Source organism: Mesorhizobium sp. M0808 (assembly GCF_040320025.1).
In the GTDB taxonomy this organism is placed as follows: domain Bacteria; phylum Pseudomonadota; class Alphaproteobacteria; order Rhizobiales; family Rhizobiaceae; genus Mesorhizobium.
Genome location: NZ_JAMYOX010000007.1, coordinates 217,237 through 233,901 on the forward strand (window position 1 = coordinate 217,237; position 16,665 = coordinate 233,901).

The window sequence follows — 16,665 nt, forward strand, 5'->3', positions numbered from 1 at the left end:
AGCCATGCCGATTGCGCCAGCCTCGGTTTCAAGCCTCGGGATGCGACTCGATCAGATCTTCTTCACCGCCGAAGCCGTGCATATAAAATGCCCATTGCAGGCCGATGACAGCGCCCTTGACTGGCTGCAGCAGGACGACGGCGAGAATGATGGTCAATGGCACCCAGATGGCGATGTGCTGCCAGGTAGACAGCGTCGAGGTTACCTCGACACCCATGAAGGCACCGAGCACGATGTGGCCGACAATGACCACCACGAGATAGGCCGGCAGGTCGTCGGCGCGATGGTGGTGGAGCTCCTCGCCGCAATGATCGCATTTGTCGACGGTCTTGACGAAGGCGCGAAACAGCTTGCCCTCGCCGCAATGCGGGCAGCGGCCGAGCATGCCGCGCTTCATTGCCGTCCATAGCGGCCGGGCGGTCCGGCCCGAGTGATGTTCACCACCGAAAATCCGTTCTTCCACCTGCAGTTCTGTTGGCATTACCGTCTCCTGCCGCGCGAGCCTGGACGCGATTGCGACGCCCGGGCGCGGCCTTTGGCCTTGTGGAACGACCGTTTGGAGCCGGGCAGCGGCTTTGGCTCGGTCAGCATCTCGAAACGCATCGCGCCGGCCATCGGCGCCACCTCGATCAGGCGAACCTCGACGCGATCAGCAAGCTGATAGCCCTTGCCGGTGCGTTCTCCGAAAAGCGATCGAGCAGTTTCGTCGTATATATAGTAGTCGCCGCCCAGGGTTGAAACCGGAATGAAGCCATCCGCGCCATACTGCGGCAATTGGACAAACAGGCCCGATTTGGTGACGCCCGAGATGCGGGCGTCGAAACGGTCGTCGATGCGCTCGGCGAGATAGGCGGCGATCAGCCGGTCGACCGTGTCGCGCTCGGCGGCCATCGCGCGCCGCTCGGTCGCCGAAATCAGCGCCGAGACCTCTTCCAGCCGCTCCGCCTCGTCCTGCGTCAGGCCCCCCGGACCAAGGCCGAGCGCGGCAATCAGCCCGCGATGCACGATCAGGTCGGCATATCTGCGGATCGGCGAGGTGAAATGCGCGTAGCGCTTCAGGTTGAGGCCGAAATGGCCGATATTGGCGGGCGAATATTCGGCCTGGCTCTGCGAGCGCAGCACCACTTCGTTGACCAGCCCCTCATTGTCGGCGCCCCGCACGCGAGCGAGGATGCCGTTGAACTGGTTCGGCCGCATTTGCGCGCCGCGCGCCAGCGACAGGCCGAGCGTCTGCAGGAATTCACGCAGCGATTCCTGCTTGGCGAGCGAGGGCGCATCGTGGATGCGGTAGACCAGCGCCTGGCGCTTCGCCTCGAGTGTCTCGGCGGCGGCGACATTGGCCTGGATCATGAACTCTTCGATCAGTTTGTGCGCGTCGAGCCGCTCCGGCACGACGACCTTGTCGACGGTGCCGTCCTGCTTGAGCAGGATTTTGCGCTCGGGCAGATCGAGTTCGAGCGGCTGGCGCGTGTCGCGGCCGCGCTTCAGGATCGCGTAGGCGTCCCATAGCGGCTTCAGCACCGTATCGAGGATCGGGCCAGTCGTGTCGTCCGGTGCGCCGTCGATCGCCGCTTGCGCCTGCTGATAGGCGAGTTTCGCCGCCGACTTCATCATGACGTGATGGAAGGAGTGTCTGAGTTTGTGGCCATCGGCCGAGAAAGTCATACGCACCGCTATCGCCGGACGATCCTGGCCCTCGCGCAGTGAACAGAGGTCGTTCGAGATGCGCTCCGGCAGCATCGGTACGACGCGGTCGGGAAAATAGACCGAATTGCCGCGCTTCAGCGCTTCGCGATCGAGCGCCGTGGCATAGCGCACGTATGCAGCGACATCGGCAATGGCGACGGTGACAACCACGCCGCCGGCGTTCTTCTCGTCGGTGTCGGGCATGGCGAACACCGCGTCGTCATGATCCTTGGCGTCGGCCGGATCGATGGTGAGCAGCGGCAGCTCGCGCCAATCCTCGCGTCCGGCAAGCGTCGCCGCCTTGACCGCCTCCGCCTCGGCGATGACGTCGGTGGGAAAAATATGTGGAATGTCGTGTGCATGGATGGCGATCATCGAGACCGCCTTTTCGCTGGTCAGCGACCCCAACACCGCCAGAACCTTGGCTCGCGGCAGCCCGTAGCGCGAGGCCCGCGCCGGCTCGACTTCGACCAGGTCGCCGTTCTTGGCGCCGTTCTGGAATTCCTTGTCGACGACCAGCTCCGGCTGGCGCCTTTCCACCGGCTCGATGCGGAACGTGCCGTCCTTCAGCACACGGAAAACGCCGAGAACCGCATCGGTGCGCTTCTCGAATATCTTCATCACCCGGCCGGTATAGGCCGGGCCTGCCGGATCGTCGGTCGGAAAGGTCTTGGCCAGCACGCGGTCGCCGATGCCAGGCGTCGGCCCATTGCCGCCGCGCGACACGCGGATCGCTATGACCGGAGGTTCGCCATTGCCGATCGCTTCGGTCGGGTGCGCCAGCAGCACACCGTCGGCGTCACGGCCGAAGATGTCGAGCACCGCGACGTGGGGCAGGGCGCCGACACGGGCAAGCCGCTTGCGCTCCTTGGTCAGCAGGCCTTCATCCTGCAGGTCGCGCAAGACGTCCTTCAGCCAGATGCGGTCTTCGCCGCGCAGCGCAAACGCCTTGGCGATGTCGCGTTTTCCGGCGCGGTCCGGATTTTCGGCGATGTAACGCAGTATCTCGTCGCGTGAAGGCCGGTAATTGTCCCTGACCTTGGCACGGGTATCGGCGGTGCGCAGATCGCCGTGGCTTCTTCCGGAGACTTTGCGCGCCAACCCGTCCTATCCCTTTTTCCTGGCCGCCGGTTTTTTGGCCGCAGCCGATTTCTTCGCAGGCGCGGCCGCTTTGCGGAAGGGCTTCCTGGGGCCATTGCCGCCCTTGGCTTCCTTTTCCGCAATGAGCGCCACCGCATCCTCGATCGTCACCGATTGCGGATCCTTGCCCTTCGGCAGCGTCGCATTGACCTTGCCGAAATTCACATAAGGCCCGTATTTGCCGTCGCGCACGACGATCTTGCCGCCGCCGGCAGGATGCTCGCCAAGTTCCTTGAGCGCAGCGGCTGTGCCGCCATTGCGGCCGCCTTTGCCCTTCAATTGCTTCTCGGCGATCACGGAGACGGCGCGATTGAGGCCGATCGAGAACACGTCCTCGATGCTGTCGAGATTGGCGTAGGTGCCGTCATGCAGCACGAACGGCCCGTAGCGCCCCAGCCCGGCCGAAATCATCTTGCCGGATTCCGGATGCTTGCCGACATCGCGCGGCAGCGACAAAAGGGCGAGTGCTTTTTCGTGATCGATCGAATCGACAGTCCAGCCCTTGGGCAGGCTGGAGCGCTTGGCATCCTTGCCGTCGCCGCGCTGGATATAGGGGCCGAACCGGCCATTGCGCAGCGTGATCTCCTCGGCGGTATAGGGGTCCTTGCCGAGCACTTTGGTGCCGTCTTCGCCACCGCCGTTCTCGCCATTGGGATTGGCGGCGTCGCCGAGCTGGCGGGTGAAGGAGCATTCGGGATAGTTCGAACAGCCAACGAAGGCGCCGAACTTGCCGAGCTTCAGCGACAGGTTGCCGGTGCCGCATTTCGGACAGATGCGCGGGTTCGAACCGTCTTCCCGCGCGGGAAAGACCAGCGGCGCCAGTTCCTCGTTCAACGCATCGAGGACGTCGGTGACGCGCAACTCCTTGATGTCGGCGACGGCGCCGGAAAAATCCTTCCAGAAATCGCGCAGCACGTCCTTCCATGCGAGCTTGCCGTCGGAAATCTCGTCGAGCTTTTCCTCCAGCGAAGCGGTGAAGTCGTACTCGACATAACGCTCGAAGAAGCTTTCGAGGAAGGCCGACAATAGCCGGCCCTTTGCCTGCGGCACCAGCTTGCGCTTGTCGATGGTGACATAGTCACGATCCTCGAGCGTCTTCAGGATCGCCGTATAAGTCGACGGCCGGCCGATGCCCAACTCTTCCAGCTTCTTGATCAGCGAAGCTTCCGAATAACGCGGCGGCGGCTCGGTGGTGTGCTGGGTGGCGTTGATCGCCTCGCGTGTGAGCTGCTCGCCGGCACGGATCTCGGGCAGGCGGCGGCTTTCCTCGTCTTCCGAATCTTCTTCCTTCTGCTCGATGTAAGCGGCAAGGAAGCCGTCGAAGCGAACAACCGAGCCTACAGCGCGAAGCTCGGCGGTGCGCGGGCCGTTGACTGCCTCTATCTCGACCGTGGTGCGCTCTATCTCGGCCGGCTGCATCTGGCTGGCGATGGCGCGTTTCCAGATCATCTCGTAAAGCCGCGCCTGGTCGGCGTCGAGATACTGCTTGACGGAAGCCGGCGTGCGCATGAAATCGGTCGGACGGATCGCTTCGTGCGCCTCCTGGGCATTCTTGGCCTTGGCGGAATAGTAGCGCGGCTTTTCAGGCAGGTATTTAGGGCCGAATTCCTTGGCAATCGCATCGCGTGCGGCAGAGATCGCCTCCGGTGCCATCTGCACGCCATCGGTCCGCATATAGGTGATCAGGCCGGTGGTCTCACCGCCGATCTCCATGCCCTCATAGAGCCGCTGCGCCACCTGCATGGTGCGGTTGGCCGAAAAGCCGAGACCCGATGAGGCTGCCTGCTGCAGCGTTGAGGTGGTGAAGGGCGGCCCGGGATTGCGCTTGGTCGGCTTCGCTTCGACAGACGCCGCCTTGAAGCTGGCGCCTTCGAGCATCGCTTTGATGTCGTCGGCCTGCCCCTTGTTGGAAATGTCGAGCTTTTGCAGCTTCTTGCGCTCGAAGGCGGTCAGCCGCGCCTCGAAATTTTCCTTGCGCGGCGTACCGAGAATGGCGGCGACCTGCCAGTATTCCTCGCGGATGAAGCGCTCGATCTCGGATTCGCGGTCGCAGACCAGACGCAGCGCCACCGACTGGACGCGGCCGGCGGAGCGGGCGCCGGGCAGCTTGCGCCACAGCACGGGCGACAGCGTGAAGCCGACCAGATAGTCGAGCGCGCGGCGGGCGAGATAGGCATCGACCAGCGGCGCGTCGATCTGGCGCGGATTGGCCATCGCCTCCAGCACGGACGCCTTGGTGATGGCGTTGAAGACGACGCGGCTGACCGGCTTGTCCTTCAACGCGCGCTTTTGCTTCAGCACTTCCAGGACATGCCAGGAGATCGCTTCGCCCTCGCGGTCCGGATCGGTGGCGAGGATCAGCCCGTCGGCGTCCTTGACCGCCTTGGCAATATCGGCGAGACGCTTTCCAGACGCGGTGTCGACGGCCCAGGACATGGCAAAGTCCTCATCCGGACGCACCGAGCCATCCTTGGCCGGCAGATCGCGGACATGGCCGAACGAGGCCAGAACCTTGTAGTTCTTGCCGAGGTATTTGTTGATTGTCTTCGCCTTGGCCGGCGATTCGACGACGACGACGTCCATACGGTCTCATATCAGTTGTGATGCGGCAGAAGAATTCCGCTGCGCGCGACGAAATCTCGTTCAATGTGTCGCTCACATGGCCGCGCTTTTGCGTCCGGTCAAGGCCAAGCAGTCAAAATGCGGCCCTGTACCGAATGCGCAACCCAACGGCGCCATGCGATTTTCCGCAATCCTGGATAAGGGAAATGGCCAGCCTATCACTGGACAAGCCCGGCAATTGATCCTGGAGAACGGGACAAACTCTCCCGCGGATATAAGAGAAACATCGAGCACGCGCCAGCCCTGCTTGAACAGATGCTGTGAAGCGCGCAATCGGTAGCCCGGCATTTTGCTCGGACAGTCGCAAGGAAGTACCGTGCTGAAAAGCTGGCCGCCGGGGCGGTTGGGTCGAGTTCCCAGCGACCAGCCGTGTTACCGCCTGTTACAGCCGATCAGAAGCTCAAGGCCTAGTCGGCCTTGGCGATATGCCAGACGCCGCCGACACCCTCGCCGGTCACGTCGCCGGCCTTCTTGTCCTTGATGAACGTGTAGAGCGGCTTACCTTCGTAGGCCCACATCCTGGTGCCGTCGGTGCGGTCGACGATCGTCCACTCGCCCTCGGCCTTGGCGTTGGCGTCAGCCTTCAGCGGCGGCCAATTGGCGGCGCATTTGTCGTAGCAGTTCGACTTGCCCGCCTCGTCCTTGTCGTAGGTGTAGAGCGTCATGCCGCTGGCGTCGGTGTAGATCTTGGTGCTGCCGACCTCCGCTTCCTTCCACGCCTCGGCGGCGAAGGATGCGGCAGTGCCGAGCAAAAGCGCGGCCATGCCAGTTGCGATCGTTTTCATGGACTTCTCCCTGGATCATTCGAAAAGCGCGCGGAACAACGCAGCTTCGTTTGATCAACGCTGCCTGGCTGCCCTTTCTTCCCGGGCGGGCGTCGGCTTGCTACCCAATGTGATGGGGCCACGCGATGGTGATTGGCGGACAGCTGTTGTCGCGGCTATATGGCTGCGCAGTGATCGGGAGACGGAAATGGCATTGGACGTCGGCTATGTCAGTGCGATCGGGGCGGGAGCGATTTCGTTCCTGTCGCCTTGCGTGCTGCCGCTGGTGCCACCGTACCTATGTTATATGGCCGGCGTCTCGGTCGACGATTTCCGCGGCGAAGCCGGCATTACGGCAAAGGCCGGGGCGCGAGGCGCGCTGATCAATTCCTCCATCGCCTTCGTGCTCGGCTTCTCGACTGTCTTCGTCGCGCTCGGCGCCGGTGCCTCGACGATCGGCCATTTGCTGCGCGTTTGGCAGGAGCCGCTGGCGATGGCAGCCGGCGTGCTGATCATCCTGATGGGGCTGAATTTCCTCGGCGTACTGCGCATCCCTTTGCTTTCACGCGAGGCGCGCTTCCAGTCACAAGGCAAGCCGGCCAGCCTGATCGCCGCTTACGTAATGGGCCTGGCCTTCGCCTTTGGCTGGACGCCCTGTATCGGCCCGGTGCTGGGGCCGATCCTGACGCTTGCCGGCGGCCGCGAGACGGTGGGCGAGGGCGCGCTGCTGCTTGCCGCCTATTCGCTCGGCCTCGGTATTCCCTTCCTCGTTGCGGCGCTGTTTTCAGGCGCCTTCATGCGCTTTCTCGGGAAATTCCGCGTCCATCTCGGCCGCGTCGAAAAGGCCATCGGCGCGTTGCTGGTGGTCGCCGGCGTGTTTTTCCTGACCGGCGGCGTGCAGGCGGTGTCCTATTGGTTGCTCGAGACTTTCCCGGTGCTGGGGCAATTGGGATAGGTTTGCCGCCCGGCCGAAGCGCGAGGCCGTAGCTGCGGCGCAAGGCACCGCAGCTACGCGGTCCATTCACCTTCGAAATAGCCCGGCTGGTCGATATCGGCGATGAGCCCGGGTCCGCTCGGCGCCCACCCCAGCAGCGCGCGAGTCCGCTCGCTCGAGGTCGGGACATCCATCGCCGCGAACATCGCGAACCAGCCAAAATGATCGGCGGCTTCTTCCGCGGACTTGGCGACCACCGGCACGTTCAGGTGCCGGCCGATCACGCCGGCGACGTCCTTGAACGGCACGCCTTCTTCGGCGATCGCGTGATATCGCCCGCCATCGGCTCCATGCTCGAGCGCAAGCCGGTAAACGCGAGCGGCATCGAACCGATGCACGGCAGGCCAGCGATTGAGCCCTTCGCCGATATAGGCCGACACGCCCTTCTTGCGAGCGAGGTCGATGAGAATAGGAACGAAGGCGTGGTCGCCCTGGCCATGGACCGCCGGAGGAAGGCGCACAACCGACGCGCGCACGCCGCGTGCCGCCAGCGCGGCGGCTGTCGCTTCGGAGGCGCGGGGATACGAAGCGGAAGAGGGGACAGGCACATCTTCCTCGGTCGCGATACGGCCCCGCGCCTGGAGCGCGGTTCCGGAGGTTACGAGCAGGGGCCGCTCGGAGCCTTCGAGTGCACCGCCCAAGGCCTCGATGGCGCGCCGGTCCATCTCGCAATTTTGCGCGAATTTCGAGAAGTCGTGGTTGAAGCCGGCATGGATCACGCCATCAGCTGCCGCTGCGCCCCTGCTGAGGCTTTCGAGGTCTTCGAGGTCACCTCGATGCACCTCGGCTCCGGTGGCTGCAAGCGACTTGGCCGACGCCGCCGAGCGGGCGAGGCCGAGCACCTGATGGCCGGCGCCGATGAGTTCTTGAACGACGGCAGAACCGACGAATCCGGTCGCTCCGGTAACGAAAACACGCATCACGACTTCTCCTTGTTCGTTTCTGACCACGACCATTTTCGCGGCTCAGTTATGTCGTGATAGGCGCTTGAGAAAATACGATCTATGCGGCAAAGTCCGTATTATCTTCGCAATCGTCCGGAATGACCTGTGGATCCCCTTTCAGATGTGCTCTCGCTGCTGAAGCCGCGAAACTATATGTCAGCCGGTTTCGATGCTGGTGGTGAATGGTCGATCCAGTTCCCCGACCAGCAGCAAAGCATCAAGACCGGAGCGGTGGTCTCCGGCCGGTGCTGGCTATCTGTGGAGGGCGTTGCTGACGCAGTGCGCCTTGAGACGGGAGACTGCTTCCTGCTGCCGAGTGGACGGCCTTTCCGCCTTGCAAGCGACATGAGCTTGACGCCTGTTGAAGCCGTCAGGATTTTTCCGCCTGCGCGAGCCGGCGGTGTCGTGACCCACAATGGCGGTGGTGATTTCTTTCTGGTCAGCAGCCGCTTCGCGCTTGGCGGCAATCATGCCGGCATCCTGTTGCGGATGCTGCCAGCCATTGTGCATATCCGCAAAGAGTCGGACCAGTCGGCGCTGCGCTGGTCGGTGGAGCGGATGATGCAGGAGCTGCGCGAGCCGCAGCCGGGCGGCTTTCTGATGATCCAGCACCTCGCCCACATGATGCTGGTTCAGGCGCTGCGGCTGCATCTTTCGGAAGGATTGAAAGGTGGCATCGGCTGGCTCTTTGCCCTCGCGGACAAACAGATCGGCGCGGCGATCAGCGCCATGCATGACGATCCGGCGCATGGCTGGACGTTACAGGAACTGGCGGAACGGGCCGGCATGTCGCGATCGACCTTTGCGCTCAGATTCAAGGAGACGGTTGGCGCGTCGCCGATGGACTATTTGACGCGCTGGCGAATGCTGCTGGCCGGCGAACGGCTGACGAATTCCAGCGATCCCGTCGCCGTCATAGCGCTCTCGCTCGGCTACGAATCCGAAAGCGCCTTCAGCACAGCCTTCAAGCGGGTCATGAACTGTTCGCCACGGCAATACGGCCGTGGCCGAGCCTCCAGTTTCGCATCACGCAACGAGGCGGAAGCCGCGTGAGCCGATCGGCTTGAGCGTGTCGCGGGTTGGAGGTTCCACCGTCTCACCGGAATTTAACCGCATTGGTGCAGCATGGCGCCAGTGCTACTAACGCTTCGATTCCAGACCCCTTTCAACGGTTGCCATCCCATGAGCCAGAGAACCTGCCTGTCCATCATCCTCGCCGCCGGCGAAGGCACGCGCATGAAGAGTGCAGTGCCGAAAGTGCTGCACACAATCGCCGGCCTGCCGATGGTTGCCCATGTCGTCAAGGCGGCCGAAGCCGCCGGCAGCGGCGAGTTGGCGCTGGTGATCGGCCATGGCGCCGATGAGATGCGCAAGGCGGCACTCAAGTTTGCGCCGAAGGCCGAGGCTTTCGTCCAGGAAAAACGTCTCGGCACCGCGCACGCCGTGCTTGCCGCACGCGCAGCAATATCAAAAGGTTATGACGACATCTTGGTGATGTTTGGCGACACGCCGTTGATCGATCCGGAAGCGCTCGCGGCGGCGCGGCTGAAGCTGGCGGAAGGTGCGGCCGTCGTCGTGGTCGGCTTCCGTACGGAAAATCCTTCGGGCTACGGCCGGCTTATCGAAAAGGCCGGCAAGCTCGTGGCCATCCGCGAGGAGAAGGACTGCTCGGACGAGGAGAAGAAAATCACCTTCTGCAATGGCGGGCTGATGGCGGTCGCCGGCAGGCACGCGCTGAAGCTGCTCGATCAAGTCGGCAGCAAGAACGCCAAGGGCGAGTATTATCTCACCGACATCGTCGAGATCGCCGCTGCGCAGGGACTTGATGTCGTCGCCACCGAAGCCAGTTTCGAGAACGCGCTCGGCATTAACAACCGTGCCGAGCTTGCCCAGGCGGAAGATATCTGGCAGCAGCGCCGCCGGCGCGAGGCGATGCTTTCTGGCGTTACGCTGATCGCGCCCGAAACCGTGTTCTTCTCGCACGACACCGAGATCGGCGCCGATACGATCGTCGAACCCAATGTCTGGTTCGGGCCGGGCGTGAAAATCGCCACGGGGGCCAAGATCCATGCCTTCAGCCATATCGAAGGCGCCACCATCGCGTCGAATTGCGATGTCGGGCCGTTCGCGCGGCTGCGGCCCGGGGCCGATCTGAGAACCAAGGCCAAGGTCGGCAATTTCTGCGAGGTCAAGCAGGCGATCGTCGAAGAGGGCGCCAAGGTCAACCATCTGACCTATATCGGCGATGCCCGCATCGGCGCCGGCGCCAATATCGGCGCCGGCACCATCACCTGCAATTATGACGGCTATTCGAAATTCTTCACCGATATCGGCGAGGGCGCCTTCATAGGCTCGAACTCCTCGCTGGTGGCGCCGGTGTCGATCGGCAAGGGCGGCTACATCGCCTCGGGCAGCGTCATCACAGAAAGCGTACCCGACGATGCGCTGGCCTTCGGCCGCGCCCGCCAGCGGACTCTAGCCGGCAAGGGCAAGGAGTTGCGAGAGCGTTTTTCTCAGGCCGCGGCGGCCCGCAAAAAAGGGTAGACTAGCGGAACTCGGCGACAAGCTGGATTTCGCCAACGATTGCATCGTTGAAGGCCGACAGGTCTTCGGCCGGGATCCAGTATTCCAGATGCGCCCGGCTGCCGGCATGCTGGACGCTGTAACGGTCCAGAAAGCTGCGACGCACCTCGAAACGCGTCACGAAACCTGATCCGCTCGCGGGCACATTCCAGTCTCGGGCGATCTGGGTGGCATAGGCCTCGCTGGTGACCGGATAGAAGATCGGCTGATCGGCAAGTCGAGGAGGAAAGGCGCGCATCCCTGCCTTCTGGATCAACTCCAATTCGCGGGGGCCGACCGGACGCCAAAGCGTCACCGTGTCAATTCGTTCGTTCATAGCCGCATCATGTCTTTGACTGATTTCTGGAGCCGTTGAGGCGAGATAGGATACATAAGCGGAGAAACTGAGCAATTGCAGTAACCGGATTGCAAGTGCGCCCTGTCATGGTGCATCTGTGCAGGATAGTCCGGCTGATACCGGACGAAATGGAATGTGATTTTTCGCGACAGCCCGGCAGTCTCTAAATAGCGCCGGGTTTGAGGTCGGAATCGGGGGCAAGCGCCATGTGCGGTATCGTTGGAATTGTCGGTAACTCGCCGGTCGCGCCGCTTATCGTCGATGCGCTGAAAAGGCTCGAATATCGCGGCTATGACTCGGCCGGCGTCGCCACGATCGAGCACGGCAGGCTTGACCGCCGCCGTGCCGAGGGCAAGCTGGTCAATCTCGAGCGCCGGCTGAAGGACGAACCGCTCGACGGCATGATCGGCATCGGCCACACGCGCTGGGCCACACATGGCGTTCCGAACGAGAGCAATGCGCATCCGCATTTTTCCGACGGCGTCGCCATCGTCCATAACGGGATCATCGAGAATTTCGCCGAATTGCGCGACGAGCTGATGCGCGACGGCTACAGTTTCGCCTCGCAGACCGATACCGAAGTCGTCGCTCATCTGGTGGCGCGCGAACTGGCCAAGGGGCTGAAGCCGGTTGAGGCGGCGCACAAGGCACTGAAGCGGCTGGAAGGCGCCTTTGCGCTCGCCATCATGTTCAAGGGCGACGAGGATCTGATCGTCGGCGCGCGCAATGGCCCGCCGCTCGCGGTCGGTCATGGCGACGGCCAGATGTTCCTTGGCTCCGACGCCATTGCGCTTGCCCCTTTCACCAATTCGATCACCTATCTGGAAGACGGCGACTGGGCGGTGGTGCGCCGCAACGAGGTCGATATCTTCGACATGGGCGGCAACAAGGTCGACCGCAAACGCCAACAGTCGCTCAGCACGAGCTTCATGGTCGACAAAGGCAACCGCCGCCATTTCATGGAAAAGGAAATCCATGAGCAGCCGGAAGTGATCTCGCACACGCTGGCGCATTATGTTGATTTCGTCAGCGGCGTCTCGAAGCCGCTCGACCTGCCGTTCGATTTCGCCAAGATCGACCGGCTGGCGATCTCGGCCTGCGGCACCGCCTATCTCGCCGGGCTGATCAGCAAATACTGGTTCGAGCGCTATGCGCGGCTGCCGGTCGACATCGATGTCGCTTCGGAGTTCCGCTACCGCGAGATGCCGCTGTCGAAGAACGATGCCGCTTTCTTCATCTCGCAATCGGGTGAGACCGCCGACACGCTGGCGTCGCTGCGCTACTGCCGCAAGGCCGGCATGAAGATCGGCGCGGTCGTCAATGTGCGCGAATCGACCATGGCGCGCGAATCCGACGTCATCCTGCCGACGTTGGCCGGCCCGGAGATCGGCGTCGCTTCGACCAAGGCGTTCACCTGCCAGCTTTCCGTGCTGGCCTCGCTGGCGGTGCGGGCGGGCGTGGCGCGCGGAACGATTTCGCAGGAGCAGGAGAAAACGCTGATACGCGAGCTGTCGGAAGCGCCGCGTTATGCGAACCAGGTGCTAAAGCTCGACGGGCAGATCGAAAAGGTCGCGCGCGACCTCTCGCACTACAAGAATGTGCTTTATCTCGGCCGTGACACCAATTTTCCGCTGGCCATGGAAGGTGCGCTGAAGCTCAAGGAGATCTCCTACATCCATGCCGAAGGCTATGCTGCCGGCGAGTTGAAACACGGCCCGATCGCGCTGATCGACGAGAACATGCCCGTCATCGTCATCGCGCCGCATGACCGCATCTTCGAAAAGACCGTGTCGAACATGCAGGAGGTCGCGGCACGCGGCGGCAAGATCATCCTGATCACCGACAGCAAGGGCGCCGCACACGCTACGGTGAAGACGATGGAGACGATCGTTTTGCCGGACGTGCCGGAAATCATCTCGCCGATCATCTACGCGCTGCCGATCCAGATGCTCGCCTATTTCACCGCCGTGTTCATGGGCACGGATGTCGACCAGCCTCGCAACCTGGCGAAATCGGTAACGGTGGAATAGGTCTCGTTTAAAAACTTCGCCATTCCAAAGCGCCTTGGGGTTCAGTAGTGTCGCGCTGCAAACACACGCTGCGGTGAACCATGTCGGATGCTCTCAAGACCTCAGGCATGACCCGGCTGAGAAACTATTTCCTGACCGGCTTCGTCGTTTGCGCGCCGCTGGCGATTACTGCCTACATTGCCTGGTCGCTGATCGGCTGGGTCGATTCCTGGGTGAAACCCTACATTCCGGTACGCTACAATCCGGACACCTACCTGCCGTTTCCAGTGCCGGGTTTTGGGCTGATCGTTGCCTTGATCCTCATCACCTTCATCGGCTTTATGACCGCCAATATCGTTGGCCGCGCCATCGTCAACTTCGGCGAGCGCCTGCTTGGCCGCATGCCGCTGGTGCGCGGCATCTACCGTTCGCTGAAGCAGATTTTCGAGACCGTGCTGTCGAACAAGGGCGACATGTTCCGCCAGGTCGGGTTGGTCGAATATCCGCGTAAAGGGGTCTGGTCGCTTGTCTTCGTCGCCAGCGAGAAAGAAACCGAGATCAACCAGAAGCTCGACCGGGAAGGCGATCCGCTGATTGCCGTGTTCATGCCGTGTACGCCCAATCCGACGACGGGCTTTTTGATGTATGTGCCGAAATCCGACATCGTGCTGCTCGACATGACGATCGAGGACGGAGCCAAGCTGATCGTTTCGGCCGGCCTGGTGGCGCCGGCAGTCAAAATGGTGACGGTGAACGGCGAGCAGATCCACGGCGCGCTTGCCAATCCTCCGCTCGACACGATGCCTCAGCCGGCACGCAGGAGCCGCACGGCCTCGTCGCGGCCGAACAGATAGAGCAACAGGCGCAGCGCCGTGCCGCGATCGGACTGCAATTCCGGATCGCGCGACAGGATCAGCCGCGCATCGTCCCGAGCGGCCTCGAGCAGGTCGGCATGCGCCTCGATGCGCGCCACCTGGAAGCCCGGCGTGCCGGACTGGCGGGTGCCGAGCAACTCGCCTTCGCCGCGCAGCTTCAGATCCTCTTCGGCGATACGGAAGCCGTCCTCGGTCTCGCGCATTACCGACAAACGGCGTTTTGCCGTCTCGCCGAGCGGATCCTTGTAGAGCAGCACGCACGATGAAGGCTTGTCGCCACGCCCGACCCGGCCGCGCAATTGGTGCAACTGGGTAAGGCCAAAACGCTCGGCATGCTCGATAACCATGATTGTCGCATCAGGCACATCGACGCCGACCTCGATCACTGTGGTGGCGATCAGGATACGGGTGTCACCCTGCTTGAAGGCGCGCATCGCCTCGTCTTTGTCGGTGCCTTTCATGCGGCCGTGCACCAGGCCGATGCGGTCGCCGAACAGCGGCTCCAGCGAGGCAAAACGGTCCTCGGCCGACATCAGCTTGATCTCCTCGGATTCCTCGACCAGCGGACAGATCCAGTAGATTTTCTGGCCATCGGCGACGGCGTCGAGCATGCGTCCGATCAGTTCGTCGAGCCGTTCAAGCGGCAAGGTGACGGTGCGGATCGGCTGGCGGCCGGCCGGCTTTTCCGTCAGCTTCGACACATCCATGTCGCCGAATGCAGTCAGCACCAGCGTCCGCGGTATCGGCGTTGCCGTCATCACCAGCATGTCGGGCGCGTCGCCCTTGGCGGTGATCGCAAGGCGCTGGTGGACACCGAAACGGTGCTGCTCGTCGACGACGGCGAACACGAGGTCACGGAACGTCACCGTTTCCTGGAACAGCGCATGGGTGCCGACGACGATGTCGATGTCACCATTGGCCAGCCCGGTCAGCGTGTCGGCACGCTCGCGGCCCTTTTCGCGACCTGTGAGGACGGCGACACGCAGGCCGGCCCGTTCCGCCAACGGCGCAATCGTTGCCAGATGCTGGCGCGCCAGGATTTCGGTCGGCGCCATCAATGCCGCCTGGCCGCCGGCCTCGACGGCACGCGCCATGGCAAGCAGCGCGACCACCGTCTTGCCGGAGCCGACATCGCCCTGCAAAAGGCGCAGCATGCGTTCGGGGTCACCGAGATCGGCGTTGATTTCGGCAAGCGCCATTTCCTGCGACATGGTCAGCGAATAGGGGAGTGCCACGCGCAGTTGTTCGACTATGCGGCCGTCGCCGACGAGTGGCCGGCCAGATAATCGGCGGACCTTGGCCCGCACCAGCGCCAGCGATACCTGGCCGGCCAAGAACTCGTCATAGGCAAGGCGCCGCCACGCTGCGCCGTCGACAGAGACGTCGATCGGGTCGGCAGGATTGTGGATGCGGTTGAGCGCATCGCTGAAAGCAGGAAAGGCATGGCGGCGCCGGAACTCACCGTCCTGCCATTCGGGCAGCACCGGCAGGCGGGCCAGCGCCTGGCCAATCGCCCGGCGCAGCACCTTGCCAGAGAGCCCGGCGGTCAGCGGATAGACCGGCTCGACCAAGGGAAGGTTTTCCGTGTCGCCGGCAAGTGCGATATGGTCGGGATGAACCATGGTCGGGCGGCCGTTGAACCATTCCATGCGGCCGGAGACGACGACATGCTCGCCTACGGGCATTGCTTTTTCGAGATAGGCGGCATGGGCATGGAAGAAGGTCAGCGCGATCTCGCCGGTGTCGTCATGGGCGTAGACTCGGTACGGGACCGACCTGTTGCCGCGTGGCGGCGGCTGGTGGCGGTCGATGCATACATCGAGTGTGACGATGGCGCCCTCGGCCGAGCCGGCGATGCCGGGCCGGTTGCGGCGGTCGATGACAGTATGCGGCAGCACGAACAAGAGGTCCCCGGCGCGCGCGGCCCGGTCGCCGAGGTCGGCTGCTACGACTTTTTCGATCAGGGCGCCAACTTTTGGCCCGACCCCGACAAGCGAGGTGATCGGGACAAACAGCGGATCGAGGAGGGAGGGACGCATGATGTCAGCTTATGTTGCGGCGACTGTAGCGCAAGGCTGACACCGCCTTCTATCCACGCTATATGCGCCGCCTGGGCAAGGATGTTGCAAGATGACCGGAACGAAACGATCAAGCGAGGGGCTCGATGCCCGCCGCCGCAAGCTTCTGTTTCGTTCGTGGCACCGCGGCATGCGCGAGATGGACCTTATACTCGGCAGCTTCGCCGACGCCGAGATCGGCGCCTTGACCGGCGACGAAATCGACCAATATGAGAGGCTCCTCGACATTCCCGACACCGAATTCCTGCCTCTCGTCACTGGCGAACGCCCGGTTCCGGCGGATATCGACTGTGCCGTCCTGCAAAAAATCCTGGCTTCGCGCCGGGAGATGACCTTCTGAACAACGTGTAGCCATGAGCCTTATCCCCACGATCGGTCTGCCGAAAGGCCGCGCCGGCCAGTTCATCGTCGATGGCGTCGCCGACGGCTACGAAGCCTTTGCGCTGGTGCAGGCTGCGCACGAGATCGCCCTCGACAAGCCGGTGCTGTTCGTGGCGCGCGACGGCCAGCGCCTGCCGGCGATCGTCGAGGCGCTTGCCTTTGCCGCGCCGGGCCTGCCGGTGCTGGAACTGCCGGCCTGGGACTGCCTGCCTTAAGACCGCGTCTCGGGCGGCGCCGATGCCGCCGCAAGGC

At 63.1% G+C, this 16,665-nt stretch carries 13 protein-coding genes and 1 pseudogene; 7 read left to right on the plus strand and 7 right to left on the minus strand.

Annotated elements, in window-relative coordinates; translation table 11 throughout:
* Positions 1-28 precede the first annotated feature (28 nt).
* The 4 genes from NKI25_RS12510 to NKI25_RS12525 form a co-directional block, all read right to left on the minus strand.
* Positions 29-481: a DUF983 domain-containing protein gene (locus tag NKI25_RS12510; protein ID WP_352998536.1), complete on the minus strand. Its 453-nt coding sequence runs from the start codon at positions 479-481 to the stop codon at positions 29-31.
* A complete protein-coding gene (gene rnr, locus NKI25_RS12515; RefSeq protein ID WP_502897364.1) occupies positions 481-2,787 on the minus strand; it encodes a ribonuclease R in 2,307 nt (768 codons plus the stop codon). Before rnr ends, NKI25_RS12510 begins: the two co-directional genes overlap by 1 nt.
* 6 nt (positions 2,788-2,793) lie before the next feature.
* The gene (gene topA / locus NKI25_RS12520) at positions 2,794-5,409 is read right to left on the minus strand and encodes a type I DNA topoisomerase (RefSeq protein WP_023679974.1); all 2,616 of its coding nucleotides are present in this window, start codon (positions 5,407-5,409) and stop codon (positions 2,794-2,796) included.
* A 446-nt stretch (positions 5,410-5,855) separates the two neighbouring features.
* Complete coding sequence (locus tag NKI25_RS12525; protein ID WP_352594491.1) at positions 5,856-6,233, minus strand: COG4315 family predicted lipoprotein; 378 nt, start codon at positions 6,231-6,233, stop codon at positions 5,856-5,858.
* Between the two features lie 187 nt (positions 6,234-6,420).
* Between NKI25_RS12525 and NKI25_RS12530 the strand changes: the two genes are divergently transcribed.
* Complete coding sequence (locus NKI25_RS12530) at positions 6,421-7,167, plus strand: cytochrome c biogenesis CcdA family protein (protein ID WP_352594490.1); 747 nt, start codon at positions 6,421-6,423, stop codon at positions 7,165-7,167.
* Positions 7,168-7,220: 53 nt separating this feature from the next.
* Here the strand turns inward: NKI25_RS12530 and NKI25_RS12535 are convergent, their stop codons facing one another.
* On the minus strand, positions 7,221-8,126 hold the full coding sequence (locus NKI25_RS12535) for an SDR family oxidoreductase (RefSeq protein WP_352594489.1): 906 nt from the start codon (positions 8,124-8,126) through the stop codon (positions 7,221-7,223).
* A gap of 129 nt (positions 8,127-8,255) precedes the next feature.
* On the opposite strand from NKI25_RS12535, the gene NKI25_RS12540 reads away from it, so the two are divergent.
* Together NKI25_RS12540 and glmU are read left to right on the plus strand one after the other, a co-directional pair.
* A complete protein-coding gene (locus tag NKI25_RS12540; protein WP_352594488.1) occupies positions 8,256-9,203 on the plus strand; it encodes an AraC family transcriptional regulator in 948 nt (315 codons plus the stop codon).
* Between the two features lie 129 nt (positions 9,204-9,332).
* A complete protein-coding gene (gene glmU / locus NKI25_RS12545) occupies positions 9,333-10,694 on the plus strand; it encodes a bifunctional UDP-N-acetylglucosamine diphosphorylase/glucosamine-1-phosphate N-acetyltransferase GlmU (protein WP_352594487.1) in 1,362 nt (453 codons plus the stop codon).
* 1 nt (position 10,695) lies between these two features.
* On the opposite strand, the gene NKI25_RS12550 is transcribed toward glmU, so the two are convergent.
* Positions 10,696-11,049, minus strand: coding sequence for an ADP-ribosylation/crystallin J1 (locus NKI25_RS12550; RefSeq protein WP_352594486.1), 354 nt, complete (start codon positions 11,047-11,049; stop codon positions 10,696-10,698).
* A gap of 227 nt (positions 11,050-11,276) precedes the next feature.
* Between NKI25_RS12550 and glmS the strand changes: the two genes are divergently transcribed.
* Positions 11,277-13,100: a glutamine--fructose-6-phosphate transaminase (isomerizing) gene (gene glmS, locus NKI25_RS12555; RefSeq protein WP_352455656.1), complete on the plus strand. Its 1,824-nt coding sequence runs from the start codon at positions 11,277-11,279 to the stop codon at positions 13,098-13,100.
* 80 nt (positions 13,101-13,180) lie between these two features.
* The gene (locus tag NKI25_RS12560; protein WP_023680026.1) at positions 13,181-13,933 is read left to right on the plus strand and encodes a DUF502 domain-containing protein; all 753 of its coding nucleotides are present in this window, start codon (positions 13,181-13,183) and stop codon (positions 13,931-13,933) included.
* On the opposite strand, the gene recG is transcribed toward NKI25_RS12560, so the two are convergent.
* A complete protein-coding gene (gene recG, locus NKI25_RS12565) occupies positions 13,885-15,993 on the minus strand; it encodes an ATP-dependent DNA helicase RecG (RefSeq protein WP_352594485.1) in 2,109 nt (702 codons plus the stop codon). The genes NKI25_RS12560 and recG overlap by 49 nt on opposite strands.
* A 91-nt stretch (positions 15,994-16,084) precedes the next feature.
* Here recG and NKI25_RS12570 point away from each other — a divergent pair, with 91 nt between their 5' ends.
* The gene (locus NKI25_RS12570; RefSeq protein WP_023680023.1) at positions 16,085-16,372 is read left to right on the plus strand and encodes an FAD assembly factor SdhE; all 288 of its coding nucleotides are present in this window, start codon (positions 16,085-16,087) and stop codon (positions 16,370-16,372) included.
* A 13-nt stretch (positions 16,373-16,385) separates the two neighbouring features.
* Positions 16,386-16,625, plus strand: a pseudogene (locus NKI25_RS12575) (hypothetical protein); the annotation flags it as partial.
* Between the last annotated feature and the right edge of the window lie 40 nt (positions 16,626-16,665).

What these genes read in the sequence shown, in the direction of transcription:
- NKI25_RS12510 (WP_352998536.1), bottom strand. Translation starts at nt 481, where the DNA reads ATGCCAACAGAACTGCAGGTGGAAGAACGGATTTTCGGTGGTGAACAT.
- topA (WP_023679974.1), bottom strand. Translation starts at nt 5,409, where the DNA reads ATGGACGTCGTCGTCGTCGAATCGCCGGCCAAGGCGAAGACAATCAAC.
- NKI25_RS12525 (WP_352594491.1), bottom strand. Translation starts at nt 6,233, where the DNA reads ATGAAAACGATCGCAACTGGCATGGCCGCGCTTTTGCTCGGCACTGCC.
- NKI25_RS12530 (WP_352594490.1), top strand. Translation starts at nt 6,421, where the DNA reads ATGGCATTGGACGTCGGCTATGTCAGTGCGATCGGGGCGGGAGCGATT.
- NKI25_RS12535 (WP_352594489.1), bottom strand. Translation starts at nt 8,126, where the DNA reads ATGCGTGTTTTCGTTACCGGAGCGACCGGATTCGTCGGTTCTGCCGTC.
- glmU (WP_352594487.1), top strand. Translation starts at nt 9,333, where the DNA reads ATGAGCCAGAGAACCTGCCTGTCCATCATCCTCGCCGCCGGCGAAGGC.
- NKI25_RS12550 (WP_352594486.1), bottom strand. Translation starts at nt 11,049, where the DNA reads ATGAACGAACGAATTGACACGGTGACGCTTTGGCGTCCGGTCGGCCCC.
- glmS (WP_352455656.1), top strand. Translation starts at nt 11,277, where the DNA reads ATGTGCGGTATCGTTGGAATTGTCGGTAACTCGCCGGTCGCGCCGCTT.
- NKI25_RS12560 (WP_023680026.1), top strand. Translation starts at nt 13,181, where the DNA reads ATGTCGGATGCTCTCAAGACCTCAGGCATGACCCGGCTGAGAAACTAT.
- recG (WP_352594485.1), bottom strand. Translation starts at nt 15,993, where the DNA reads ATGCGTCCCTCCCTCCTCGATCCGCTGTTTGTCCCGATCACCTCGCTT.
- NKI25_RS12570 (WP_023680023.1), top strand. Translation starts at nt 16,085, where the DNA reads ATGACCGGAACGAAACGATCAAGCGAGGGGCTCGATGCCCGCCGCCGC.